Origin of the sequence: Nocardioides eburneiflavus (assembly GCF_004785795.1) — a bacterium.
In the GTDB taxonomy this organism is placed as follows: Bacteria; Actinomycetota; Actinomycetes; order Propionibacteriales; family Nocardioidaceae; genus Nocardioides; species Nocardioides eburneiflavus.
Genome location: NZ_SRRO01000001.1, coordinates 3,521,482 through 3,545,297 on the forward strand (window position 1 = coordinate 3,521,482; position 23,816 = coordinate 3,545,297).

At 66.0% G+C, this 23,816-nt stretch carries 26 protein-coding genes and 1 other annotated feature; of the genes, 13 read left to right on the forward strand and 13 right to left on the reverse strand.

Going from position 1 to position 23,816, the window contains the following annotated elements; all coding sequences use genetic code 11:
* Nucleotides 1-32 precede the first annotated feature (32 nt).
* Genes EXE59_RS16545 through EXE59_RS16560 form a run of 4 tightly spaced genes read left to right on the forward strand, consistent with a single transcriptional unit; the run spans nt 33 to nt 4,998 of the window.
* Nucleotides 33-2,243, forward strand: a complete 2,211-nt coding sequence (locus tag EXE59_RS16545; RefSeq protein WP_135839881.1) for an MMPL family transporter — start codon at nt 33-35, stop codon at nt 2,241-2,243.
* A complete protein-coding gene (locus tag EXE59_RS16550; protein WP_135839882.1) occupies nt 2,240-3,136 on the forward strand; it encodes an ABC transporter ATP-binding protein in 897 nt (298 codons plus the stop codon). The genes EXE59_RS16545 and EXE59_RS16550 overlap by 4 nt, the downstream gene beginning before the upstream one ends.
* Entirely contained in the window at nt 3,133-3,936 is an 804-nt protein-coding gene (locus EXE59_RS16555) for an ABC transporter permease (protein ID WP_135839883.1), read from the forward strand. Before EXE59_RS16550 ends, EXE59_RS16555 begins: the two co-directional genes overlap by 4 nt.
* A gap of 54 nt (nt 3,937-3,990) precedes the next feature.
* Entirely contained in the window at nt 3,991-4,998 is a 1,008-nt protein-coding gene (locus EXE59_RS16560) for an NAD(P)-dependent alcohol dehydrogenase (RefSeq protein ID WP_246056843.1), read from the forward strand.
* Between the two features lie 265 nt (nt 4,999-5,263).
* On the opposite strand, the gene EXE59_RS16565 is transcribed toward EXE59_RS16560, so the two are convergent.
* The 7 genes from EXE59_RS16565 to EXE59_RS16595 form a co-directional block, all read right to left on the reverse strand.
* Nucleotides 5,264-6,487, reverse strand: a complete 1,224-nt coding sequence (locus EXE59_RS16565; RefSeq protein ID WP_135839884.1) for a tyrosine-type recombinase/integrase — start codon at nt 6,485-6,487, stop codon at nt 5,264-5,266.
* A gap of 31 nt (nt 6,488-6,518) precedes the next feature.
* Nucleotides 6,519-6,677 (reverse strand): helix-turn-helix transcriptional regulator, encoded by a 159-nt coding sequence (locus tag EXE59_RS16570; RefSeq protein WP_210429045.1) that lies wholly within the window; start codon nt 6,675-6,677, stop codon nt 6,519-6,521.
* Between the two features lie 508 nt (nt 6,678-7,185).
* A protein-coding gene (locus tag EXE59_RS16575) for an IS3 family transposase (protein ID WP_135838094.1) occupies nt 7,186-8,426 on the reverse strand; the annotation gives its coding sequence in 2 pieces (ribosomal slippage) (nt 7,186-8,144 and nt 8,144-8,426; 1,242 coding nt in all).
* Nucleotides 8,017-8,145: a sequence feature (AL1L pseudoknot), on the reverse strand. It overlaps the preceding gene by 129 nt.
* Before the next feature lie 48 nt (nt 8,427-8,474).
* Nucleotides 8,475-9,662: a restriction endonuclease gene (locus tag EXE59_RS16580; RefSeq protein ID WP_210429046.1), complete on the reverse strand. Its 1,188-nt coding sequence runs from the start codon at nt 9,660-9,662 to the stop codon at nt 8,475-8,477.
* 203 nt (nt 9,663-9,865) lie between these two features.
* Nucleotides 9,866-12,223: a hypothetical protein gene (locus tag EXE59_RS16585; protein WP_135839886.1), complete on the reverse strand. Its 2,358-nt coding sequence runs from the start codon at nt 12,221-12,223 to the stop codon at nt 9,866-9,868.
* A 282-nt stretch (nt 12,224-12,505) separates the two neighbouring features.
* Nucleotides 12,506-12,709, reverse strand: coding sequence for a hypothetical protein (locus EXE59_RS16590; protein ID WP_135839887.1), 204 nt, complete (start codon nt 12,707-12,709; stop codon nt 12,506-12,508).
* Between the two features lie 32 nt (nt 12,710-12,741).
* Nucleotides 12,742-13,071, reverse strand: a complete 330-nt coding sequence (locus EXE59_RS16595; protein WP_135839888.1) for a hypothetical protein — start codon at nt 13,069-13,071, stop codon at nt 12,742-12,744.
* Nucleotides 13,072-13,312: 241 nt separating this feature from the next.
* Here EXE59_RS16595 and EXE59_RS16600 point away from each other — a divergent pair, with 241 nt between their 5' ends.
* The 3 genes from EXE59_RS16600 (at nt 13,313) to EXE59_RS16610 (ending at nt 15,604) form a co-directional block, all read left to right on the forward strand.
* Entirely contained in the window at nt 13,313-14,038 is a 726-nt protein-coding gene (locus EXE59_RS16600) for a hypothetical protein (RefSeq protein ID WP_135839889.1), read from the forward strand.
* A 376-nt stretch (nt 14,039-14,414) separates the two neighbouring features.
* Nucleotides 14,415-14,669 (forward strand): restriction endonuclease, encoded by a 255-nt coding sequence (locus EXE59_RS16605; RefSeq protein WP_135839890.1) that lies wholly within the window; start codon nt 14,415-14,417, stop codon nt 14,667-14,669.
* 443 nt (nt 14,670-15,112) lie between these two features.
* Nucleotides 15,113-15,604 (forward strand): hypothetical protein, encoded by a 492-nt coding sequence (locus tag EXE59_RS16610; RefSeq protein ID WP_135839891.1) that lies wholly within the window; start codon nt 15,113-15,115, stop codon nt 15,602-15,604.
* A 66-nt stretch (nt 15,605-15,670) separates the two neighbouring features.
* Here EXE59_RS16610 and EXE59_RS23860 read toward each other — a convergent pair whose 3' ends face one another.
* Both EXE59_RS23860 and EXE59_RS16615 read right to left on the reverse strand, forming a co-directional pair.
* Complete coding sequence (locus EXE59_RS23860) at nt 15,671-15,832, reverse strand: hypothetical protein (protein ID WP_168218558.1); 162 nt, start codon at nt 15,830-15,832, stop codon at nt 15,671-15,673.
* Nucleotides 15,833-16,098: 266 nt separating this feature from the next.
* On the reverse strand, nt 16,099-16,629 hold the full coding sequence (locus EXE59_RS16615; protein ID WP_135839892.1) for a hypothetical protein: 531 nt from the start codon (nt 16,627-16,629) through the stop codon (nt 16,099-16,101).
* Nucleotides 16,630-16,846: 217 nt separating this feature from the next.
* Between EXE59_RS16615 and EXE59_RS16620 the strand changes: the two genes are divergently transcribed.
* Nucleotides 16,847-17,392, forward strand: coding sequence for a hypothetical protein (locus tag EXE59_RS16620; protein ID WP_135839893.1), 546 nt, complete (start codon nt 16,847-16,849; stop codon nt 17,390-17,392).
* Between the two features lie 607 nt (nt 17,393-17,999).
* Complete coding sequence (locus tag EXE59_RS16625) at nt 18,000-18,209, forward strand: hypothetical protein (RefSeq protein WP_135839894.1); 210 nt, start codon at nt 18,000-18,002, stop codon at nt 18,207-18,209.
* Between the two features lie 67 nt (nt 18,210-18,276).
* Here the strand turns inward: EXE59_RS16625 and EXE59_RS16630 are convergent, their stop codons facing one another.
* From EXE59_RS16630 to EXE59_RS16640, 4 genes are all read right to left on the reverse strand, one after another.
* Nucleotides 18,277-18,624 (reverse strand): hypothetical protein, encoded by a 348-nt coding sequence (locus EXE59_RS16630; RefSeq protein WP_135839895.1) that lies wholly within the window; start codon nt 18,622-18,624, stop codon nt 18,277-18,279.
* Nucleotides 18,625-18,652: 28 nt separating this feature from the next.
* The gene (locus tag EXE59_RS23865; protein WP_168218559.1) at nt 18,653-18,829 is read right to left on the reverse strand and encodes a hypothetical protein; all 177 of its coding nucleotides are present in this window, start codon (nt 18,827-18,829) and stop codon (nt 18,653-18,655) included.
* A gap of 2 nt (nt 18,830-18,831) precedes the next feature.
* The gene (locus EXE59_RS16635) at nt 18,832-19,131 is read right to left on the reverse strand and encodes a hypothetical protein (protein ID WP_135839896.1); all 300 of its coding nucleotides are present in this window, start codon (nt 19,129-19,131) and stop codon (nt 18,832-18,834) included.
* A 704-nt stretch (nt 19,132-19,835) separates the two neighbouring features.
* The gene (locus tag EXE59_RS16640) at nt 19,836-20,171 is read right to left on the reverse strand and encodes a hypothetical protein (protein WP_135839897.1); all 336 of its coding nucleotides are present in this window, start codon (nt 20,169-20,171) and stop codon (nt 19,836-19,838) included.
* A 323-nt stretch (nt 20,172-20,494) separates the two neighbouring features.
* Here EXE59_RS16640 and EXE59_RS16645 point away from each other — a divergent pair, with 323 nt between their 5' ends.
* The 4 genes from EXE59_RS16645 (at nt 20,495) to EXE59_RS24875 (ending at nt 23,519) form a co-directional block, all read left to right on the forward strand.
* Nucleotides 20,495-21,670, forward strand: a complete 1,176-nt coding sequence (locus tag EXE59_RS16645) for an XRE family transcriptional regulator (protein WP_135839898.1) — start codon at nt 20,495-20,497, stop codon at nt 21,668-21,670.
* Between the two features lie 2 nt (nt 21,671-21,672).
* Nucleotides 21,673-22,170 carry a DUF4411 family protein gene (locus EXE59_RS16650; RefSeq protein WP_135839899.1) on the forward strand — a complete coding sequence of 166 codons (498 nt, stop codon included), beginning with the start codon at nt 21,673-21,675 and terminating at the stop codon, nt 22,168-22,170.
* 279 nt (nt 22,171-22,449) lie between these two features.
* Nucleotides 22,450-23,391 carry a hypothetical protein gene (locus tag EXE59_RS16655; protein WP_135839900.1) on the forward strand — a complete coding sequence of 314 codons (942 nt, stop codon included), beginning with the start codon at nt 22,450-22,452 and terminating at the stop codon, nt 23,389-23,391.
* The gene (locus tag EXE59_RS24875; RefSeq protein WP_281280325.1) at nt 23,388-23,519 is read left to right on the forward strand and encodes a hypothetical protein; all 132 of its coding nucleotides are present in this window, start codon (nt 23,388-23,390) and stop codon (nt 23,517-23,519) included. The genes EXE59_RS16655 and EXE59_RS24875 overlap by 4 nt, the downstream gene beginning before the upstream one ends.
* The last annotated feature ends 297 nt before the right edge of the window (nt 23,520-23,816 follow it).

The following is a 23,816-nucleotide window of genomic DNA, read 5'->3' on the forward strand; positions in this document are numbered from 1 at the left end:
GTATCTCGATCTTTCGACCTGAGGAGCCCGACATGTTGGTCAATCTCGCTGACTGGTGCTTCAGGCACCGTCGCGTCGTCGTCATCACGTGGCTGGGCGCGCTGGTCGCGTCCTTCCTCCTCGCCGGTGCCCTGGGCGGCGAGTTCCGGCAGGACTACCTCCAACCCGGCTCGGAGTCGCGGGCGGCCGCCAAAGCACTGGAGAAGACCTTCCCGCAGCGCTCGGGTGACACCGTCCAGGTCGTGCTGCACGCCGAACAGGGAGTGACGTCGTCCCAGGTGCGCGACCGGGCCGAGGCGCTGTTCGCCGAGGTGGCCCGCCACGACGACGTCGTCGGCGTCGCCAGCCCGTTCGCACCGGGCGGCGCCGCCCAGATCTCCGACGACGGCACGACGGCGTACGCCGACGTCGCACTCGTCACGACCGTCAACGAGTACACGCCGGCGCGGGCTGCGGTCCTGGTCGATCCCATCCTCGAGGCAGCCGACGACGGCCTACAGGTGGAGGTCGGCGGCCCGGTGGCTGCCCTCTCGCAGACGGCACCCGTCGGCTCGGAGGTGGTCGGGCTGGTCGCGGCCGCCATCATCCTGCTCTTCACCTTCGGCTCCGCCGTGGCCATGGGACTACCGCTGGTGACCGCACTGTTCGGGCTCGGAGTCGCGATGGCACTCGGCGAAGTCCTGCGAAGGGTCGTCGACGTACCGGACTGGGCTCCCGCGACAGCGGCGATGGTCGGCGTCGGCGTGGGCATCGACTACGCCCTGCTCATCGTCACCCGCTACCGCACCAGTCTCGCGGCGGGCCAAGACCCGCAGCGCGCCACGTCCACCGCCATCGCGACCGCCGGCCGCGCGGTCCTGTTCGCCGGGACCACCGTCATCGTCTCGATGCTGGGCATCCTGCTGATGGGGCAGCCCGCGATGAACGGGTTCGCCTTCACCGTGGTCCTCGCCGTCCTGGTCACCGTCGCGGCGTCCCTGACCTTGCTGCCAGCCATGCTCGGCTTCACCGGTCACCGCATCGAACGCCTGCACGTCCCGTTCGTGAGCAAGCACGTCCGTCCCTACGACGCCTCCCAGTGGTTCCGGTGGAGCCGCTTCATCCAGCGCCGCCCCTGGCTTCCCGCGATCGGCGGACTGGCCGTGCTCCTCGCGCTGACTGCACCGTTCCTCGGCATCCGGTTCGGCTTCCCCGACGCCGCGAACGACGCGCCCACCTCCACCACCCGCCAAGCGTACGACCTCCTGGCAGAAGGGTTCGGACCCGGCTTCTCGGCACCCATGGTCCTCACCGTGCAAGGTGCACCCGGTGACCTCCACGTCGCTGCTGACCGGCTCGGAGCCTCGCTGGGCCAGGTCGACGGGGTGGCGCACGTCGCTCCCGCGATCGTGAACGAGACCGGGGACACCGCAGTGCTCACCGTCACCTCGACCACGTCACCCCAGGACGCCGCCACCGAGGAGCTCGTCGACCTGCTACGCGACGACGCCATCCCCACGGCGACGGCCGACACGGGTCTGACGGTCCACGTCGGCGGCATGATCGCCGCCAACGTCGACTCCACGCGGGGGACCGCCGACCGGCTGCCGTACTTCTTCGGCGGCGTGCTGCTGATGTCCTTCCTGCTGCTGATGATGGTGTTCCGCTCCGTCCTGGTCCCCCTGAAGGCCGTGCTCATGAACCTGCTGGCGACCGGCGCGGCGTTCGGTGTACTGGCCCTGGCCACCGGTGGCGGGCCGCTCGGAGACCTGGTCGGCATCCCCGAGGCGACTCCAGTCCCCATCCAGCTGCCGATCGGCATCTTCGCGATCCTGTTCGGCCTCTCCATGGACTACGAGGTGTTCCTGCTCTCGCGCATCAAGGAGGAGTACGACCGCACCGGCGACAACGCCCTCGCCGTCGCGGACGGCCTCACCAAGTCGGCCCGCGTCATCACGGCCAGCGCCGCTGTCATGGTGACCGTCTTCTTCTCCTTCGCGCTGGGCGAGTCCGTGCTCACGAAGATGTTCGGTCTGGGCCTGGGGGTCGCGGTCCTGATCGACGCGACCCTCGTCCGGATGGTGCTGGTGCCTGCGACGATGGAGCTGCTCGGCGACCGCAACTGGTGGCTGCCGACCTGGCTCGATCGCCTGTTGCCCCACATCGACGCAGAGGGCCGAGACGTCACAGACGACCAGAGCTCGACGCCCGACCAAGGGCTGGCGCCCGTTTCGGTGACTGTTGGCAGCGGTGCCCACTCATGATCACCGTCGACGGCGTCACCAAGAACTACCAGGACTTCACCGCGGTCGACGACGTCAGCTTCACCGCCCAGCCAGGCCGGGTCACGGGATTCCTCGGTCCCAACGGGGCCGGCAAGTCCACCACCATGCGGATCATGGTCGGGCTCACCCGCGCCACCGCCGGCACCGCCACGATCGGTGGCCGCCACTACGTCGACCTGCCCAACCCGGGCCTCGAGGTCGGTGTGCTGCTCGACGCCTCGGCCCAGCACGCCGGTCGCACCGGCCGCGAGATCCTGACCATCGCCCAGCTGTACATGGGCCTGCCGCGCGGCCGCGTCGAGGAGATGCTCGAGGTCGTCAGCCTCACTCCCAGCGAGGCGTCCAGGCGGGTCGGCAACTACTCCCTGGGGATGCGCCAGCGACTGGGCATCGCCGCCGCCCTCCTCGGCGATCCCCAGGTGCTGATCCTCGACGAGCCGGCCAACGGCCTGGACCCGGCGGGCATCCGCTGGATGCGTGACCTGCTCCGCGGCTACGCCGACCGAGGAGGCACCGTCCTGCTGTCCTCCCACCTGCTCCACGAGATCGAGGTCATCGCCGACGACATCGTGATGATCGGGAACGGCCGAGTCGTCTCCCAGGGCACCAAGACCGAGCTGCTGCACGCCGCCGGGACGGTCGTCCGGGGGGCCGACCCCGGCCTGCTCCGACATGCGCTCACCGAGCTCGGCATCACCACCACCACCTCCCCCGACGGCGCCCTGCACACCGACGCAGACCCCGCGCTGGTCGGAAAGGTGGCGCTGGAGGCCGGCGTCGCCCTGACCGAGCTGCGTGCCGAGGACGCCGGACTCGAGGACATGTTCCTCGAGCTCACCGCCACCTCCCAACGAGAAGGAGCAAGGACATGAGCGCCACCGCGACCGAGACCATCCGCCGGACGACCCCAGCGCGCCACCGGCAGTCGCTGGTCGCGGTGACGCAGGTCGAGCTCCGCAAGATGTTCAACACCCGCTCCGGTTTCTGGCTGATCGCCAGCATCGCCATCTCCGCTGTCCTGGCGACCGGCGGCGTCATCCTGTGGGCCGCGGACGACCGGCTGACCTACTCCACCTTCGCCACTGCCATCCGGTTCCCGGTGGTGGTCATCCTGCCGCTGATCGCGATCCTCTCGGTCACCAGCGAGTGGAGCCAACGCACCGGGCTGACGACGTTCACCCTGGTTCCGCACCGCAGCCGGATCATCGCGGCCAAAGCCGTCTCCTCGATCCTCATCGCGATCGCCGCCATGGTGCTCACCTTCGCCGTCGGCGCACTCGGCAACCTGACGAGCGCCGCTGTGACCGGCACCGCCCTGGTGTGGGACGTGACCGGGACCCAGTGCCTCTACTACGTCCTCGGCATGATCCTGAGCCTGCTGACCGGCTTCATGCTGGGTGTCCTCATCCGGTCGTCGACCGGGGCCATCGTGGCCTATTTCGTCCTCACCTTCGTGCTGCCGACCATCTTCGGCCTGCTCGCGGATAACCAGCAGTGGTTCCACGACCTGCGGCCGTGGGTCGACATCCAGTTCGCCCAGAGCGGACTCTTCGTCTTCGACGAGGCACTGACGGGCGAGCAGTGGGCCAACATCGCCGTCACCGGACTGAGCTGGCTGCTCATCCCCCTTGCGACCGGACTGGGACTCGTGATGCGGGCCGAGGTCAAGTAGGCCAGCCCCGGACGTACTCGACACCTCCCTCGATCCGCCAGGAAAGGCACCGCCATGACCCACACAGAAACCCCCACGACCACCACCACCATGCGGGCGATCGTCCAGGACACGTACGGGCCGGTCGAGGTGCTGCGCCTCGACCGCATCGACCGCCAGCGCATCGACGATGACGAGGTCCTCGTGCAGGTCCGGGCAGCCGGTCTCGACCGGGGAACCTGGCACATGATGACCGGGCAGCCCTACCTCCTCCGCGCTCTCGGCTTCGGGTTCCGTGCACCGAAGAACCGGGTGCCCGGCCTGGACGTCGCCGGCACGGTCGTCGGCATCGGTCCAGCGGTGACCAGGTTCTCGGTCGGTGACGAGGTGTTCGGGATCTCCCGCGGGTCCTTCGCGGAGTACGCCGCCGTGCGGGAGGACAAGCTCTCGCCCAAGCCGCCGAACCTGACGTTCGAGCAGGCGGCCGTTGTGCCGATCTCTGCCGGTACCGCACTACAGGCCCTCACCGACGCCGGCAATGTCCAGGCCGGCCAACGCGTCCTCGTCATCGGCGCCTCCGGCGGAGTCGGAAGCTACGCCGTGCAGCTGGCCAAGGCGTTCGGTGCCGAGGTGACCGGCGTGTGCGGCCCGGCGAAGCTGGAGTTCGTGACCTCCCTCGGCGCTGATCACGTCCTCGACCACACCTCACAGGACTTCGCGGACGGCACGCACGTCTACGACCTCATCCTCGACATCGCCGGCAACGCTGCGCTACGTCGCCTGCGGAGGGCTCTCGCACCGAGCGGGACGCTCGTGATCGTCGGCGGCGAGGATGGCGGGAGGTGGACCGGAGGGTTCGGCCGATCACTGCGAGCTCTGCTCCTCTCGCCCTTCGTGGGTCAGCGGCTGACGATGCTCGCCAGCAAGGAACGAGCCAGCGACCAGAAGAGGCTCACCATCCTCATCGAGGCCGGGAGGGTGGCGCCGCGCATCGACGCCAGCTACCCACTGGGACGCGTCCAAGAAGCGATGCGGTACCTGGAGGCCGGCCACGTGCGAGGCAAGGTCGTCATCACCATCTGAGGCCGCTCGGACCTCGCGGCCGCCGTGGCGAAGTCACACCCATGCTGGGCCGGGGTGACTATGTCGATCACCCGCGGAAGACGTCGAGCCCGGACGCTGCATGCCACATCTATGCCACAAGACAACTGAAAACGTCCCAAGACAACCGAACGTGTCTTGGGACGTTTTCGCACGTCAGGCGCCTATCGACAGGGAAAGCCGCAGGTCAGCGCTGAGCGTGACTCAGATGTCGTAGATTAGTAGGAGTCCAACGCTCCGTCGCAGGTCAGAGGCCCTTTTCACCTTCGACCGAGGACTCCTGTCCAAAATTTGTCCAAGAGGCGGCCTCAAAAGCACCGTCGATGGCAGCCTTCGTGCGCTCGTTCGCGGCGGGCATGAGATGGGCGTATGTCTCCAGCATGTAACCCATGTCGTCGTGCCCGATGTGCTCGGCTACGGCGTTGATGGGTTCGCCGGAGTCCAGGAGGACGGAGACGTAGAAGTGCCTCAGTTGGTGCATCGAGTTGCGGTGTCCGTCGGGCCCGCGGTCGGGGATGTCGAGGACCTTCCGGGCCGGGCGCCACGTGTGCTCGTTGAAGGTGTTCTTGTTGCAGGGGTTGTGCTCGCGGGTCGAGAGGAACAGGCGGGCCGCGTGCGGCTTGCCGCCCGTGTCCTTCCACGGGAGGGTCACGGTCTGGGGCGGGTACTTGGCCATGTGCCGGTTCATCTCGACCTTGACGGACTCGGGCAGGGGCACGTCGCGAGTCTTCTCGCGCTTCGGTGGGCCGAAGGCGAGTGAGCCGTCCTCCAGGATGAGCAGGACTTGGCGGCGAATGCGGACGGTGCCCTTCAGCCAGTCGACGTCGTCGGGTGACAGGCCAAAGCACTCGCCCTGCCGGAGACCGAGCCCGGCAGCCAGGACGACGGCGAGGCGATATCGCTCGTTGATGGTCTCCGCCATGCCGGTGACCCACTCGTGCTTCCAGGGCACGATGCGGGTCTTGACGATGGGCGCGGTGTGCAGCGTCCGCTTGGCGAGGGGGTTCTTGGCGATGAGGCCACCCTCGACAGCGGAGAGCATCACGGAGTTCATGACCGTCCAGATGCCGCGCTGGGTGGTCGGGGCCAGGTGGGCGATGCCCTCTAGCCAGTCGAGGACGGCGTCGTCGTCGATGCGGTCGAGAGTGAGGTGCTCGAAGTACGGGGTGACGTGGTTGCGCAGCCGGGCGGCGTTGGCGTGCCGGGTGTTGGCGGCGCCCTTCTTGGCCCGGCGCCGGACCCACTCGGCGGCGTAGTCGGCGAACACTACGCGGCCGCGCTTGGGGTCGATGTACGAACCACGGGCCATGTCGGCCTCAACGGTGGCGCGGAACTGGCTGGCGTGCGCCTTCTTCTCGAACGACTTGGACTTCTGCTTGCCGGACGGGTCGGTCCACATAACGACCCACGCGCTCTTGCCGAGGGTGCCGTCCTTCTTCTTCCGGCCCGGCTTCTTGTGTACGGATGCCACGGTGTGCTCCTGGGGAGGTAGGAGGGTGGTCTCAGGCCGCGCGCTGCGCGAGCCAGGAGCGGACGTCGTCGAGGTCGTAGCGCCAGCCGACGCCGACCTTGAAGCCGCGTGGTGCGGTGCCCTTCTCGCGCCACTTCTCAATGGTGCGGACAGGCACATTGAGGTACGAGGCGAGTTCTTCGGTGGACATGAGGGGGAGGGGCGAGCGCGAGCTCTTGCGTGGGTTCATGTTCGACAGGTGTGCGGGCGTCGGGAGAACTCTCCCCACGCCGACAGTGAATGACGATCGGGGCCGCCGCGCGACGCCTCCCCGACGCTGCGCAACGACCCCGATCAATCGAGCGGAGACCCGGCTCAATAGTGCGAGCGACGGCTCGACATCAGACAGGTGTGCGACTCTCACGACTTCTCTCTCCGTTTCGCCGACTTCTTTCTCGGCACGTACGCGGGCTTGATCGTGGACCCGAGGAACGGGTTGTCGCTGCTGGCGCGCCGACCGTCGGTAAAGATCGGGTGAGCCCCGCGGGTGACCGACCAAGGACGCCGACGGGGCTCCGCAGCGGTATCGAACTGCTCCGTGAGGCGCCGTGACTCATTAAGATCGGAGAAGTGAGGGAACAGCCCGCCGATTAGTTCGTGAGGTCCCGCGCGCACCTGTTTGAACCGCCCCGGAGTTTCCGGAGGCTGGGTTTGGTGGCTCAGCCGGTCGGCGTGAGCTGGTTTCTTGCAGCGTAGTGAAGTTCTTCGGCCTCGACCGGGGTCAGGTCGTCGATGGCCTCGTGCGGGCGCTCGTTGTTGAAGAAGTCGACCCAGTTGAGGGTCTCGAGCTCGACGTGCTCGACACCGCGCCAAGGTCCTTCGGGACGGATCAGCTCAGCCTTGTAGAGCCCGATCTGAGACTCGGCGAGCGCGTTATCGTAGGCATCGCCGACCGATCCGACAGAAGGGTCGACGCCCTCGTCAACGAGCCGTTCGGTGAACGCGAAACTGACGTACTGCGACCCGGCATCGGTGTGATGGACCAACCCCGACAGGTCGGTGATGCCGGCCTGCTGGCGAGTCCAGATCGCGTGCTCGAGAGTGTCGAGGACCAGGTCGGTCGTCATCCTCGTCGCTGCCCGCCAGCCCACGATGCGGCGGGAGAACACGTCGAAGATGAATGCGACGTAGACGGTGCCGGACCAGGTCGCGACGTAGGTGAAGTCAGCAACCCACAGCTGGTTCGGACGCGCAGCCCAGAACTGCCGGTCCACACGATCCAGGGGACGGTCGGCCGCGGGATCGGCGATGGTGGTGCGGACCTTCTTCAACCGTCGTGCGCCCTCCCAGCCCTGCTGGCGGTACAGCCGCTCGATCGTGCACCTGGCCACGTCGTGACCCTGCCGGCGTAGGTGGAGCCACATCTTGCGTGACCCGAACCGCGCCAGCAGCCGTTGCCGGCCCCTCTCGGCCGCGATCACCGCGACGATCTCGGCGTCACGCCGAGCACGTCGCGAGGGCCGTCTAACCCTGGCGTCGTAGTAGGTCGACGGGGCGATCTTGATCCCGTGCTCGGCGAGCACACGACAGATCGGCTCGATCCCGTAGTCGGCCCTGTGGGTGTCGATGAAGTCGATCAATACCTGTTGGGGCGGTCGAGCTCCGCCGCGAAGAAAGCCGAGGCGCTCTTCAAGATCTCGTTCGCCCGCCGCAGCTCGGCGTTCTCCCGCTTCAGCGCCTTGATCTCAGCCAGCTCCTCGCTGGTCTTCCCGGCCCGGACACCACCATCGATCTCGGCCTGCCTGACCCACTTGCGCACCGACTCGGTCGAGGTGATCCCGAGCTTCGCCGCGATCGACCTGATCGCAGCCGCCTCGTGCGGATAGTCCACACGCGACTCCAACACCATCCGCACCGCGCGCTCACGCAACTCGGGCGGGTACTTCGAGGGACGTGCCATGAGAGTGATCCTTCCAACGAATCAGCTCTCCGGACATCCCGGGGCGGTTCAGTTTGCAGGCTCGATGGATCCGTCCACGCCAAATTCGAGGCAAGCAATACCCGCTAGGTCGGCCCACTCAAGCGCTTGAGCGGTGTATCCCGCCAAGGAAAAGACCAGTGCCTTCTTCCCCTCCAACGAGGCGACCCCGGCGATCGCTTGAACTACAGGTCGCCCTGTAGCGATACCTTCCATCTTGACTTGCGCGATCGCTTCGGCCGAGACGACATCGACACCGCCGTCGGCGCCAGGAGGTGTGGGGATTGCGTCGGGGAACCCTAGGTAGCGCATGTACTCCGATGCGTACTGCTCCGCGTCAGCAAACGTCTTGATGAGTCGGCGTCGTGGTTCGGCCCTGTCGGTCCCGTGCCGAACGCCTTGTGGACTCGGCGCCATCCCAGCGAGGAGGCGTTCTGCGAACCCGCGTTTTGGATAGTCTCCGTCCTCGTTCACCCATGGCGAGGGGATTACGCCGGGGGGCAGACCGTGACGATGCGCCCTCTGAAGAAACGACATGGCTGCGTCCGAGTCAAGGAGATGCTCGCCTGAGATGTCTAGCGCCGTAAGAAGGAACCGGCAAACCGAGTCCGAGCAGACAGACTTGGCCAGCGACGGGTGGTAATCGCCCACTCGAAGCGGACCTACATCCGGGACACCATGAACTAGCCGATAGTCAAAGAAGAAGGTTCCGGAGCCGCTGCCGAGGGCGCCGACCTCCACGACCGCCCACATCTGTCTAGGCACACTTCTCAACTCATGCTGAAGGTGTAGTACCTCCCCGCTACGGAGGACGAACTCGAAGTCGACGTACGGCTCCACCCGTGGGGGACAGTAACCGCGTAGAAGGAGCAATCGGGTACCTGCTTCGACGTCCCGGTCTTCGGCTTCTTCGTCGTCCGGGTTCAACCGACCGGTCAGACCGTACCTATCGAGGCGGTCCATGTTGCGAACAGCCGCCTGCCGTGCGCGCAGGAGATCGTCACTTTCATCGTCGCGCACCTCGCGCACGGCTTGTGGAGCGTTCAACACGTAGTCTCCGACGTCAACGCCCGGAGTATGCCCCGCGAGGTAAGCAGACTGTAGTCCTGCTGAACTTAGCGCTCGCATTGCTGGGGTGTCCGGCCTCGGCACGGAGGGTCCTTCCCAAGGCGCGAAGAAATCTTCGTCTGGCTTCAGGCGGACGTAGGTGAGGCTCATTTCTATGTTTTCCCGTTTTAGACAGTCGACGGCGCGCCAAACCCTACGGGGGGATCAGTAGGTAAGGACGAGGTTTGAGCCAATCACCTCGCCCGGAATGCGGGCGATGGAAGTACGCAAGACAGCCGTGGGGAAACCGGTGCGCGCCAGGTCCTCAGACCCGTGCACCACCCCCGATATCTAGGTTGAGGCGCCGCGTCGCGTCATGACAGACGGCACGACAGGACGTCCGAATCCTGCCAACCCTGCGAGGCGCGTGCCGCGGAAAGGTCGTGCGTCTCGCGGTACTGAGCCTTCGTCCAGCCAGCCGCCTTGGCCCGGTGGGCGTCATTGGCGCGTGCAAGTCTCGCGGGGTCAGCGGACGGGTCGGCGTAGAACGCCGCATCTCGCAGCAACGCTGCAAGGCTGTCGACGTTGATCTGTAACTCCTCCGCCATCTGTAGACGCGAGTAGCCCTGCTTGCGCAGGGCCAATGCCTTGGCAGCCCGAGCAAGCCGACTCGCTCTGGCTTCCGCGTTGGACATGGCCGACGTTTGTGCACGGAGTTGTGAGGTCTCGCTCGGGGAGGCGGCTGGCTGCCTAGGCGTCGTTTTCCTGATCATCTGCGGCGAGTACTGCCACGACGGCGCCCCCTCCGGCAGCCACTTCCCGAAGACATCGGGTAGCCGGGCGAGGTCTGCCTCCACTATTTCCACGAGTGGGATGCCCTTTACGAAAGCGAGTCGAGTCTTTGTCTCCATCTTGGTCGCGTAGGCAGGGTTCTCCGGGAGCCCCCAAAGTTCTACGAGGGTGCCGTCGTCTAACCGCCAGTCCGCGCGCAATCGAGTTCGAGGGTTGTGGACTGGGTGGCGTGGGTAGAGGGGCTCTCGTGTGTGCGAGATCTTGTGCATGTGCAGAAAGTCGTCGACAACCTTCTCCCGCAGCGAGAAGCAGACGTGCCCGTCACGAGCGGGGAGGATGGTGCCTCGCGCCATCCGGACGCCGTCGTCGGCGAGCCCTGCTTCGACAAGGAGGAGCGTCCACGGATGCTCGCCGCGTCGAATTGCGGTCCGGCACAGGAGGAGCCAGTCTACGGCGTCCGCGTCCACGGGACTGCCCGGATCAATGTGTAGAGCGTTCAGTTGCGTTTCCAGCAGCGGTTCGCCAGCAAACTCTAGGTCGCCGATCACCCTAAGTGCCTCCGCCGCTGCTCGGCGCGAGACCGACAGCCCGTTGCGAGCACGTCGCAAGCAGGCGACACAATAGGCAAGCGCGTCTGTGCAGATCGGCGTACGGAACTCGCGGGTCGGCAGGCCGCAAAGCCGACACCGCGCATCTCGTTGCGTGAAGGCTGAGCCAGGAAGCAGTTGTTCGCGCTCCGGCACGTGTTCTGCATAGATTGCTCGGTACGGACTCGTGTCAACCCAGTCATCGATGCCGGACCACGTGTCGTAATTCAGTTCGTCACGTGCCATGTCGGGCAAGAGGGACTGGGCGTGGGGCAGCAGGTGCCAGCCGTTCTTCGGCGGCAGGTGTGCTGAAGTCACCTCGACAGGCACGATGTCCTCCGGCAGCGCGGTCGTGGACAACTCCCAGGGAAACGGGGCCTGCTGGACGTCGGACACGGTGAGACCGAGCCGCGTCAGGTACCCGCGGATGATCCGTTCAAGTCCCATGTCTTCAAGCCACAAGACGCTGTCGCGGAGGTTCAGTCGAGCGCAGAGCAGTCGCCATCGCTCGGAGGGTGAGAGTTTGAAGCGGCCGTAATGATCTAGGGGCCGCCGGGCATACACGTTCAGGCTGCCAACGCGCCATTCGCCCGTGAGATTCACCGCTTTCCCGCCACCGCCCCGGACCTCCACACCCAGGTTGGCCAGATGCGTCGCAATGCGGGGGCGCAGTCGCTCGTCGGCCAGCAACAAGATGCCGTCCCGCCATGAGCCAAGCAGATCACTTTTGCGACTTCGGACGTGCAGTTGCATGGGGGACGCGACCGTTGGGGGCGACGCTGCCACGGAGACAGCGGCGATCGGTGCGGGCGCATTCTCGAACTGACGGATCTCGGCGAGCACATCCTTGGTCAACTGCACTCTCGGCAACACCAGGGTGCTCATACGCGGTGGTGGGGGAGCCGCATCCAAGAGTTGGCGAATGGCCGTCGTGAGCCGTCGGATGTTGGCGGGCAGGGCCAGCATCAGGCGGCCGCCTTTGGACGGCAGCCAGAGAGCCCAGGCGTGGATCTCGTGATCAGAGTGTCGAGCCAGTTCTCCGGCACCCGCCTCATGCCAGTCTCGGATATCGAAGTGCGCGATCCATCCAAGGTTCCTGTCGTCGGGTCCTCCACCGAAGTCGCGAGGCGCTGCAACCTGAATCGCGAGGGGGCTTAGATGGTTGTCCCATCTTGGAACCAGCCGGACAGGCACGTAATGCCCGTTTCGGGCCTGTCGGTCGGCGGCGGGGCCGACCACTTTGTCGAGGTAACGCTCCAAGAAGCCCCGCCGGACGCCGTAGTCCGAGAGGTGGGTTCCCCGCTCACCCCAGGCAGCGTTGTCAGCCTTTACAACCACCGGGGGCAGTTCCACGTGTCCGTCCCCGAGCACCGGCTTCCACGTGTCCCAATCGGTTATCGGCGTAGGCGGACGTAGCCGGGAGTCACTTGGAATCACGGAAACATTCTCGTCGTCGAGACATCTGCCTCGTGGCGAAACACGGTAACGGCGCCCTCTGGCTGTGTTCGAGACAGACAGGAACAGGTGAGCCCCTGCCGCGCGACCGACCAGGGACGCAAACAGGGGCTCCGCAGCGGTATCGGACCGCTGCGCGACGATGAGGTGTGCGGGAGGCCGGAGAAGTCTTCCCAGCAGTCAGTCAACGGGGGCAACGGGGGCCTGCTCGGCCTTGTCCCGGCGTCCTCGCTCCCACGCCTCCCGGTACGCTTCGGCCACCCGAGTCTCGTGAGTCTCGGCGAAGTACTCCCGCCGATCAGCGTCGCGGCGGTAAGCGTCTTGATAGCCCTCGTTGTAGGCACCAGCCTTGAGGCGCGTCATGCGACCGTCGTCCTCCATCATGGACTCATTGTCGCAGCCCCGGCGATACCCGGTCACGGCCAGTAGTCGTCGTCGAGCGGACCGGGTTCGTGCTGCCCAGCGATGCCGATTTGAAGCGCTTCTCTCGCCCAGTGGTTCGTGGCCAGCAGGTCCCCCGCCTCTCGCGCCGCCTCGCGGAACTGATCGCAGCCGTCCGCGTGCGCGTTCAGCGCCTCCGGAAAGGTGGCGTGCGGGCTGAAGAGTCCGACCGAGTCGGTGACCTGATATCCCAACACCTCGCCGCCGGAGCCGATCCGAGACGTGCGAACCCAGTTGGTCTCCCACGCACTCGTCACGATGACGGTGACATGCACCGTGACGTCCGGTTCAGCGAAGGGGTCCATGTCGACCAAAGTGTGCGGCGGGGCGTTCTTACCTCCTCACCGGGCAAGTTGAGGCAGGCACGCGGGTCGACGGGGCTAAGGTTTCTGCGGATATGGCCCGCGGGGCACTTCATGATGCTGCGCGGTTCGACCAATCGGTCCTACACACGGGAGAAACGATGACTGGGGTGGCCCCGAGTGGTCGAGGCTTTGTCAGTTCTATGGAGACCCGTCGCCTACGGGCGAGTTTCTGTGCTGGGTCGTGGAGTTCTCATCCGACTCGAACGAAGACGGCTGGACCTACGCGGACATGATGCTGAAGTCCGCTGCGCGACGGGCCGGCGTTGATTTGGGTTACTCAGCGGATGAACTCGATATCGAGTTCTCGCAAGACGGATGGACGCGGACCACCCTGCCCGAGGGTCACGTTCTGGTGTGCTGTACCGAGCAGGTGTCCGCCAGTCCGTGGCACCGCGTGCTCCGCAAGCCCACCGAAGACGAACTGAGCAAGTGGGCGGGCGCAGCGGACGCTGTGTCGTCAGATGAAGGTGAAGTCATCGACGGGACTGACATATCGGAGTCATACGATCCCTTCGCCTTGGTCACTGAGGACGGCCAGGAGCGGACCGTGCTCACGCGCGCCCACATAGAGAAGCGACGACGCGCGATGGCGGCTGACGCGCTCTTCATGTCGGGAACCAGCGCCATCGTGAGCAACCTTCTCCACGACCTGGAGGTGCCTGGAGAAGAGCCAGTGGTCAGTCACGATCACAGGTACCTGCAACTCTCAGAGATGCAGGCACGCGCGCTCGTCAAGGTCGCTTGGCGCTCGCTCCCGAAGTGCTTGGCGGTGGAGGGTCACGAATCTAGAGACGACAATGAGGACGAGTACTGCTCGATGCCTGGAGCCGTATGCGACGTGTGCCGCAGCGAAGCGAGGTCGTTGCCGGAGTGGCACCCCACCGCTGGGGGCACTGGCTTCTGGTAATTAACACCCCGCCAATCCCACTGGCACGTCGCCCTCCGGACGACGCCGTGCGGCGGGTGACAGTTGGTGCGATTGAAGGAGGTGAGCACCGGTGCGTCGAAGGTCCTGACCGAGGAAGAGATCGAGGCGTCGATCCGCTCCGCGATCGGTGCGCAGGCCACCTCGGGTGTAACCGCAACCGTGGACCCGGATGCGGCGGTCCTCGCGAACGGGGGGGGCACTGCGCGGACAAGTATCCTTCGACGAGCAATCGCGCGGGCGCCTCGGGCCTTCGCTAAAGAACGTTATAGGTCCACGGGCCACTTGTGGCATAAAACGGCGGTGGACCAGCGACTCGACCTCCCGCCAGTGGGAAGTCCGCGCGACACCACGAGTCGTGGCAAGGCTCCGCCGCGGCTGGGTCGGCATATTCGTAACCACCGGTGTCTTCTCAAAGCAGGCGCAGGTTGAAGTCATCGACGACCAGTACCCGCTCGTGCTGGTGCCGGGTCTGAAACTTGCCCGCGAAGTCATCCGCATGGCCGAGTTGTCCTTCGAGGGCGACGTGGGCGCGCTTCTCGACACGATCGTCGACTCATACGAGGGGGAGGTCACTAGCCGACGGCCTGAGGAGATCCTGTCGCAGGCCTAATGCCTCCAATCCCTCGATGCCGGACAGCCACGTCGAAGCGAGGAGGAGTTCTCATCCGGAGGGCGCGATCTGCCCCAGCGGGCGCATGTCGAAGCATGTGTCCGACGATGGACCAGTGGCTGGAGGTGTGGTGCTCTAACCTCAACCTCGTGGCGCGTCGTAGACCGGGCGAGTGCAGGTTATGCGGGAAGCACGCTGACGTTCTCGAAGAAGAGGACATCTTTCCAACGTGGGCGCGGAACGAGTTGCGATCTGCACTCGCGGAGTCCCCGGTGGACGGCCAGTGGCCCCCGCGAGTGGTGCTTCGAGCATGCGCGGACTGCAATCGAGGCCTAGGGCGAGAGTTCGAGGACCCAGCCGCACCGGTTTTGAAACCTTTGGCCCGGGGCGAGTCGAGGACGCTGGATCGCGCGGAGATGGAGGTGGTTGCTGGATGGTCCTGGATGAAGGACATCGAGTACATCCTGGGTCGACCCGTCCTCTGGACGCAGCGCGAAGGACAAACGGCGCTGACCGACGCGAGTCTCGCCTACTGGCGAGGCAGGCTCGCCGAGTTGCGCGCAACGCGCAAGCCTCCTGAGGGCTATGTCGTGCGCCTGGCGATCCTCGGTTCGCCACAAGAGGGCGCGGCGTATGAACCTTTCGCCCCTGATGGATGGAGCCAGGACAGCGCGTACTTGACCAGCCTGAACGGGATAGGCCTACTCATCATCCAGGGCATTCACACAACCCCCGCTAACGCGATCCAGTTCGTCGAGGCTACGCGGAACGACCTGCGAGCAACGTCGGTGTGGCCGCCTCTTCAGCGGACGGTGACGGTGGGACCGACGACCGTCCCGCTCGACCACAGCTATCTCTGGCGCGACGAGCACAGTTTCCACCCAGAGAGCGGGCTGGGTGGCGGTTGGCGCATTCGGGTGCCTCGCGGGACCTGAGGCTCCACCTACCGGGGACACCTACCGCAGCCGCTCGACACTCCATCTGGGCGTGCTCGCGGGTGTTCACGGGACCCTCTCCGCCAAGATGATGGCATTGCGGGATAGCCAGAACTGGCCGTCCTTGCCCAGTACGTACGGCCCGGTGCAGGTCGTCAGCGCGATGCGACCCCGGCCGTTCGGATCCAGGAGGGTCGGCGGCAACTGGTGGCGCGGGTGCTTGGTCACGCGAGTGACCTTGTAGACGGTCGTCCCGCCCTTCCACACGACCTCGATGGTGGCGCCCTTCTTCAGGTGCTCGGCGACGTAGAGAGGGCCTACGTACGCCTCTGCGTACGTCGCGGTGTCAGGCGAGAACAGCGAGCCGCGCGCGGCGCCGGGACACGGTGTTCCAACCGACCTTGCCGCCCGCGGGCACAATCACCTGACCGTGCCGACCGGCATGCAGGTTCCAGGTGTGCGTATACGCGGAGGAGTCTCCCCACCCATGCAGGTCAGTGGTCGCCGGAGACGCGCATGTGAGGCGACTCCCTGAACCACCAGTTCCGGGCGGCCATGTCAGCCGCCGCCTCGCCGAACTGTGCGGCCAGGTTGGCGTGTCCGACGAGCGCCTCGGGGAAGGAATCGTAGGGCTCGAACGTGCCGACGGAGTCAGTGACGCGGTAGCCGAGGACCTCGCCGCGGGCGCCTACCCGCGACGTGGTGACCCCGTCGGTCTCCCACGCGCTGGTCACGATCTCGGTCACGTGCACGGTAACGGCGTCGTCGGCGAAGGGGTCCGTGTCAGGCAGGTGTGCGGCCGCGGGATGTCGTCTTCCCGCGACAACAGTCGAATAGTTCACCCGGTCTGAGGTGATGAAGGGCGAGCCGCCGACTTCAACCTTCGCGACGTGACAGAGAGCAAGCCGTTCGGCTACGACGCCCACTTCCAAGTCCTCGTCGAAGGCGTCCGCGCCGCCGTAAATGGCACTCAGTTCCACCGCGAAGAGAGCCTGCATCGTTGGGGTCTCACCGTCGAGCAGCACGAGGCGTGTACTGGGACGAGAACTAGCCCGAACGCACGAAACGCCCCGGCTGACGCATGAACGCGGTCTGCACGTTCATCGTCATGGTGTCGCCGAGCAGCCGGGTGTGCATGTCGGCGGTCGCCTCGAAGCGGTACTCGCTGAGTGCCCGTGACGCGAGTGATGGTCGGGCGTGTCAGAGTCGCCGGGGAAGTAGGAGGGCGCGAGGATGTGCGCCATGGATGCGGCCTGGATCGGTGTGATCGGTGGCGCGGTGGGCGCGGCGGGCTCGCTCGCGGGTTCAGTGGCGACGCAACTCATCGCGTCGAGGAACGCGAAGACGTTGAAGGCGACGGACCGCGAGGCGCTGCTCCAAGACCGCTGGTGGGAGGAGAAGCGCGGTGTCTACATGAACTTCGTCGAGACGGTCACGAAGGCTCACGCCGCGTTCATCAACCTGAAATTGATGGCGCCTGAGCGCAGGCACCAGTCGCAAGAGGTCGACGACCTGCTCCTCGCCTTCGAGAACATCCTCGAACTGATGCCGCGACTGTCGATGCTCGGAAGTACGTACATCCGTTCCGCTGCCCAGGCGCAGACGAAGCGCATCCTCGCGACGGTTGAGTGGGCGGGTGATTCCTCGAAGCCCGACCCCGATGACGACGGGTCGGCCTTGGAGTACGTGCTATGGCAGGCTAGGCAGGACCTCGGCGTCGGTGACGACGGTGCGCCCGACTGGGAGCGCAAGGCTCGCGAGGAGCAGTGGGGGCTCCATCTGGAGTAGCCCGTCAGCGGGCAGCGCTGGGTCGATCGGGGTGCGGCTGGTGCTTAGCGCCGGTGGTGGCGCAGTGGTCGCTGATGGCGGCCAGTCGCTCGCGCATCTTCATGACCGTCATGTCTTCGCGGCGTCGGTGACGGCGACGAGTCCGCCCTTCGGGCGCCGAGGACTTGACGTTCAAAGGTGCGCAGCCGCTGGCGGTCTTCGTATCCCCCCGGGTTGGCACCCTTGCCGGGTCCGGTCGGGGCCTTCGCGGGTCCCATTAAGTTGAGCCGCAGCGAGTGGGGTGCAGCGTGGGTGCTGGATCAGCGGCACGGGCCTCGGCGAGAGTCGGAGTCGGGTACCCGGGCGTGCCCAGTCAAGGAGAGGACCTTGCCCTCGAAGGGGCGGCACCGCTCGCACATCGGCCTCGATGAGCGCGACCGCGCGGGTGCCCGGGGTGCTGACCAGGGAGGAGCCTCCCAGTTCGGCGGTGTCGTCTTCGGTCAGTGCGGGCTTGGGCGCGACGGCGTCTCACCTCGCTTCGCGTGTCGGGGTCGCAGTGCCTGGCTGCTCGCCTCTTACGCGGAGGGGACGGGAACAGCGCCGCAGTGGGTTCGATAGCGTTCGGCCCATGAGTCGTTTTGCGATCGTTCAGGGCAGCAGAAACCGCAAGGCGACGTTCCGCTTGAAGGACGGAACGACTGTGGAGGGCACCATCACTGGTGTCCCCAAGGAAGGCAGCAACGTCGTGGAGTTGCTGCTCCAAGACGGGCTCCTGTGGCTCGACCTGGAGCAGGTGGTGTTCGTCTTCCTCACGCACGGGGAGTTGGAGAAGGTCTGAGCGCAGGGCGTCGACGGCCCGGGTCAGAAAGTGACCTCTGGCTGGTCAACTCTTGACTTCCCGCAGGTCAGTGCAGTGAGTGCGCGCGCGTCGGCGGATTGGAACGTCTCGTGGTCAGACGCGGAGGATGCGCTGGCGGTCGCTCGCGCGATGACGCCGCCCTTGGCGAGCCGCGGCAGTCGTCGCCGACGGAGCAGATGCAGCAAGCGACGATGCAGTCCTCGTAGTGAACCTTCGCGCGCAGCAGGCTGACGTCGGCATTTAGCGAGCCGATGGTGTGATCGTCGACCCCGCCTATGCGCTCCATGCGGGCGTTCTTCTCGCGCAGGTCAGCGACCTCAGCGCGCAGCGAGAGGAGTTCGTCGCGCTCATCCTCAGTGACGACGTAGCAGGTGATGGTTTCGATGTTCAGCATGTGCGGCTACTGGCTGGGACTAGGTGGGTCAGTGCCGGTTGAGGTGCCGGTGTACGGCGTCGCGGACGATGTCCTCGCTGCGTGCGTCGACAACGACGGCCTCGGCGAGAGCGTGCGTCATGGCGGTGCGGCGCGGCGCCTTCTTCTGGGTGGGAGCCGCGAGAGTCTGTCGGTCGGCCAGGACGGCCGGGGTGGGCGTCGACATGATCAGACCTCATCGTGGGTCTCGGTGTCGTCGAGGTAGACCTCGGAGGTTGAAGCGGGCGGGTAGGACGGAGTGATGGCGAGGCGCACGCCCTGTGCGAGCCACATGTAGTCCAGGCGGCCGGGTCCGGCCTCGGTAACGACGTGGCCAACGGTCGTGTCGTCGACGGTGCGCAAGATGTTCGCGCCCTCGCGCATCCCGGCGTTGCCGATGGCGGCGAGTTCCGCGGTGGGGCCGGTCAGCATCCGCCACTGCGTCGTGGTCTCAATCGCCGGCTCGGTGATGGGGACGGTCTCGGTCATGCTTGCTCCTGGCTGGGAGACGCCCCGACCCGAGTGGTGGGGACAAGACAGAATCCCCGCCCGGTGCAGCCACGTGACAGGCGCATCAAGGTCCCTGAACCAGGGGGACCGCAGGCGGGGGAAGAAGGGGAGGCGGGGCCATGAACCCGATTGAGGCAGGCTCCGCGTCGATCTCATTGTCTAACGACTGCAGGCGGCCGACCTACTTCAGGAAAAGGTCTGCGACGTCGTTACGGTCCCTGGGGCCGGCGGTAGCCGCGGCGTGGAGCAGGGTCACGTCGAGTCCTTCGAGGCCATAGAGGGGGGCCTGCGGCCCAAGGTTCGGCGCGGTGTCGCGCTGCTCTACGGCATACGTAGGCGGTGTCCTCAGTGGTCCTCAATGACGTGCTTTCTGGGTATGTCCTTTCCTCAGCCTTTCTGAACTGCTTGCGGTCTCTGGCTTGTGTGCCTCTGGGTGTTGCTTTTCGCTGGCTTGACGATGACGACGCTGCGGCCCGCTCCGACCCGCCGACCTCGCGACAGACCTACCCCTCAAATGAAGACATAAGGCCGGGGGTGCGCGAAGACGCTCAGACGGGGGATACGCGCCCTCGTTTCAGGGCGTTTCGACAGGATTTCTCAGCGCAATTCCGATGGGTTGTCCGTCGTCCTCGACGTTGCTGATCCAGCAACGATGCCGTGCAGTTCTGGCGAGAAGACCTTGCTCAGCGACGGGTGCGAGTCGACCGCGGGACGACCCGATACGCGAAGTAGACCATCTCGGGGGAGAGGTAGCCGGGCTGCTCTCGGAGCACCTCGATGGGACGTCGACCCTCCAGGTAGGAGGACGGGCTCATAACCATCAAGGCCAGCACCTCATCGTCCCACCCGGCGCCGGAGAGCAGATACCCCAGTTCGCCGTACGCGGTGTCCTCGCCGGAGCGAAGGGCCTGCATCTCGTCTTCAGTCGGCACGAACCCGAGCGCCTCAGCCTCGGCCCGAAGTTCGGCATGCAGAGCAGCCTGAGCGCGTGCGCCGGAGGTGAGGTCGTCGGAGGTCATCCCGTCATCATCCCGCACAGAACACGGTCGGCACGGCGACGCTCGCCGGTCCTGATGACCGCCGCGAGGTGAGCCTTAGCCTGTTCCCTCTGAGATACACGGCAGCAACCCGACCTGACGGAGGAGACCCACTCTTGGGCCGCCTGTGCTCGCAGGATGGCTGCCTCCCTGCCAGTGAGCCCATCGGCCGAATAGGCACGGTAGCGATCGCACCTACTCGTCGCATCCGCTCGTTCAAAAGGGGACCGAACCGGCAGCGACACGCGACGGGCGGGGTTGGTTAATGCGCGGACAAGTAGGCCACGCATCACCAGACTGGCCGCATGGGTTCTGTCAAGGCGCTCGTCGAGCCTGAACTGCTGACCTGGGCTCGCCGGACTGCCAACCTTGAGCCGCTGGCAGCCGCGCGCAAGATGAAAGTGCCCGAGGGGCGCGTGGAGGAGTGGGAGTCGGGCGACCGTGCTCCGACCATCGCCGAACTGCGTCGCGCGGGCGAGGTATACAACCGACCGCTCGGGGTGTTCTTCCTTGCGGAACCGCCGCAGGGGTTCGAAACCCTGCGCGACTTCCGTCGTCTCGCGCTGGGCGTCGCGGGCGAGTGGTCGGCTGCGCTCCACGCTGAGTACCGCCGTGCCCACGACCAGCGTGACGCGCTGTTGGAGATCGCCGAACTCGACGACCAGTCGCATTCCCACGCGTGGCGGCTGACCATTCCGGATGACGACGTCGTCATCGCCCGCATGGCACGCGACCTGCTGGAGGAGGTCGCGCCACTCTCGCCTCCTACCCCAGCGGCAGATGAGTACGCGCACGTCGCTTACTGGACTGCTGCACTCGAAGAGGCAGGTGTCCTGGTCATGCACACGGCTGGTGGCCGGGTCAGCACCGATGAGATGCGTGCCTTCTCGCTCTATTTCGATGACATCCCAGTCATCGTCCTGAACGGCGCCGACTTCCCGCGCGGGCGTCTCTTCTCGCTGCTCCACGAGTACGCCCACCTGCTCCTCCACACGGCGGGACTGTGCGACACCCGCACCGACCAACGCGCCACCACCGAGAATCGCTGGGTCGAGGCCCGCTGCAACGCACTCGCCGCAGAGATCCTCATGCCGACTGCCGACCTGCTCAACTGTGCTCTCGTCACCGGACACCCGACGGGGGAGCGGTGGACGCTCGACGAACTCATTGACGCTGCACGACCGTTCGGAGTTAGCGCCGAGTCGTTCCTACGGCGACTCGTCACCCTGGGCCGCGTTCCGCTCGTGCAGTACACAGATTTCCGCGACACCTACCGCAGTGACGGCGTCGAGCGGCCCAAGCCCGGCGGCGGCAACTTCTACGTCAATAAGGCCCGCGACCTCGGCAAGGGCTACGTCCGCACCGTGTCGAGCGCCCACGGTCGCGCCCTCATCGACAGCACCACCGCAGCCACCTACCTCGGTGTCAGGGTCGACCAAATCGCCGACCTCGCAGCCCGCGCCAGGCTGACCGGGACCTGACCTTGGCCGACGACACGCCCAGCCTCTTCGAGACCTACTCGTTCGACACCAGCGCGATCATCAACGGGCGCCGCGACATCTTCAAGCCCACCACCTTCGGTCCCATCTGGGACGCCATCGAGGACATGATTCGGGCAGGACAGGTCCAGGCCGTGGACGAAGTGAAGCGCGAACTCAAACGCAAGTCCGACGAGGCCAACGCATGGGCGAAGCGCTGCTCGAACATGTTCGTCCCGCTCTCACGCGAGATTCAAATCTCCACCCGCGAGATCCTCGCGGCGCATCCCCGCCTGCTCGGGCAGGGCGGTGGCCCCCGGAACGGAGCCGACCCGTTCGTCATCGCGTTAGCCCACGCACGGGGCGGCACCGTCGTCACCCAAGAGACGCCACGCAACATCAACAAGCCGCGCATTCCTGATGTGTGCATCGCTATGGGCATCCCGTGGGTGACGTTGCCCGACTTCGTCGACGCCCAAGGCTGGACCCTGCGACTGGGGTGATTGCGGCGCACTCGCACCGCATCGCCACGGGGCCGCAAGACGGGTTGGACGCCACGCCCTCAGATCCCGGATCCGGGTCCAGATCTCGTCCCCCTGAGAAGCCCCTGCGCGCGAATCCACCTCTACCTAGGCCTACCAGTTGTCTCGCATGTCTCGCAGATGTCTCGCACTGGGTCTCTCAAGGTTCCGTACGAAACCAGAACTCACTGTCCGGGAGTCGTCGAATCGACTGGCGGCACGCGCTGTATCCACCAGCGGAATCGGCGTACGGTCGCAGACATGTCCTCGAAGTCATCCGCCGCCTCCGCTGGTACCTCTGCCGGCGCCAGCGAGCCGGCGCCCAGCGCAGCCACCTCCTCGCGCTCGGAGCCCGCAGTTGACCCGGAGAAGGTCGCGTCCCCCGATCTCGCCCGAGAGGACATGGTGCGCTACACCGGCCGGGGTTACACCACCATCCGCCACGTCTTCGTGCAGAAGCACAGCGGCACCGACCGCTCCTCCACGCTTGCGCGGCTCCTCCGCAACAAGAAGCGGCGTGCGCTGATCCTCTACTTGATGCTCCTCACCCTGTGGGACCCCAAGCGCGAGCCGCTTCGCTCGGAGGTATGGCTGAGACTCCTCGACGTAGCAGGAGGCAGCCTGACCTGGTCGCCGTCCAGTCTGTCGGAGGCGTGGACCCACCTCGTCGACATGGAACTCATCGAGCGCAAGCGCGTGAAGCGGATGGCCCACCTCGTGCCTCGACGCGAGGACGCCCGCAAGGCCTACGGGCGCCCCGACGGCAAGAAGCGCATCGACCGCTACTTCCAACTCCCCGGCTCCTTCTGGACCGAGAAGTGGTTCGACAAGTTGTCGATGCCAGCCCTGTGCATGCTCCTCATCATCCTCAAGGAGACCAACGACGACAACGCTGAGATCCACCTCACCCACGAGCAGGTCGAGGAGTGGTACGGCATCTCGGCGTCGTCGGCGGCGACCGGCTTCGCAGAACTAGAAGACGTCGGACTGGTGACGATCCGCCGCGACCAGATCGAGGCCGGGCTGTCCCTCAACGGCTACACGTGGCACCTCTACTACCGCCTCAACGACGACTTCAGCACTACGGCGCGCGCGCAGGCTCGTGACGATGCGATGAAGGGCGGCAAGGCGCGAGCCGCCGCGAGAGGGCGGCCACCAAGGGCGGGGTCAAGCGGACCACCGACAAGAAGCCTCGCACCGTGAAGCCCCGCACAGGGAAGGCCGGCGCTGGGATGGCACGCGCGACGAAGAAGACGAGCGCCAGCAAGACGAGCGCCCCGCGGAGCGGCAAGAAGCCCGTCAAGAAGTCGACGACGACCGAGAGGGGGTGAGAAGTGCAGATCATCCGACCTGGGCCCAGCCTGAGCCCCGACGCATGGAGGACAGTTCGGGCCGCCATCCATGGATGGGGCCCGACCCTGCGATTCGTCACGATCATCGCGGCTGCCACCGCGTGCCTGATCGCTGTCCTAGTTGTACTCCCATTCTAACCAAGCGCCAGGGGTCGGTCTAGATGAATCTGGACCGACCCCTCGTGCGACGTCTTCACCGGTGGGCCCGTGTTGCCGGTCGGCTTGCCGGCGGGCATCTCACTGACCCTTCGTGTTGCTGCGTGCGCGAAACTCTCT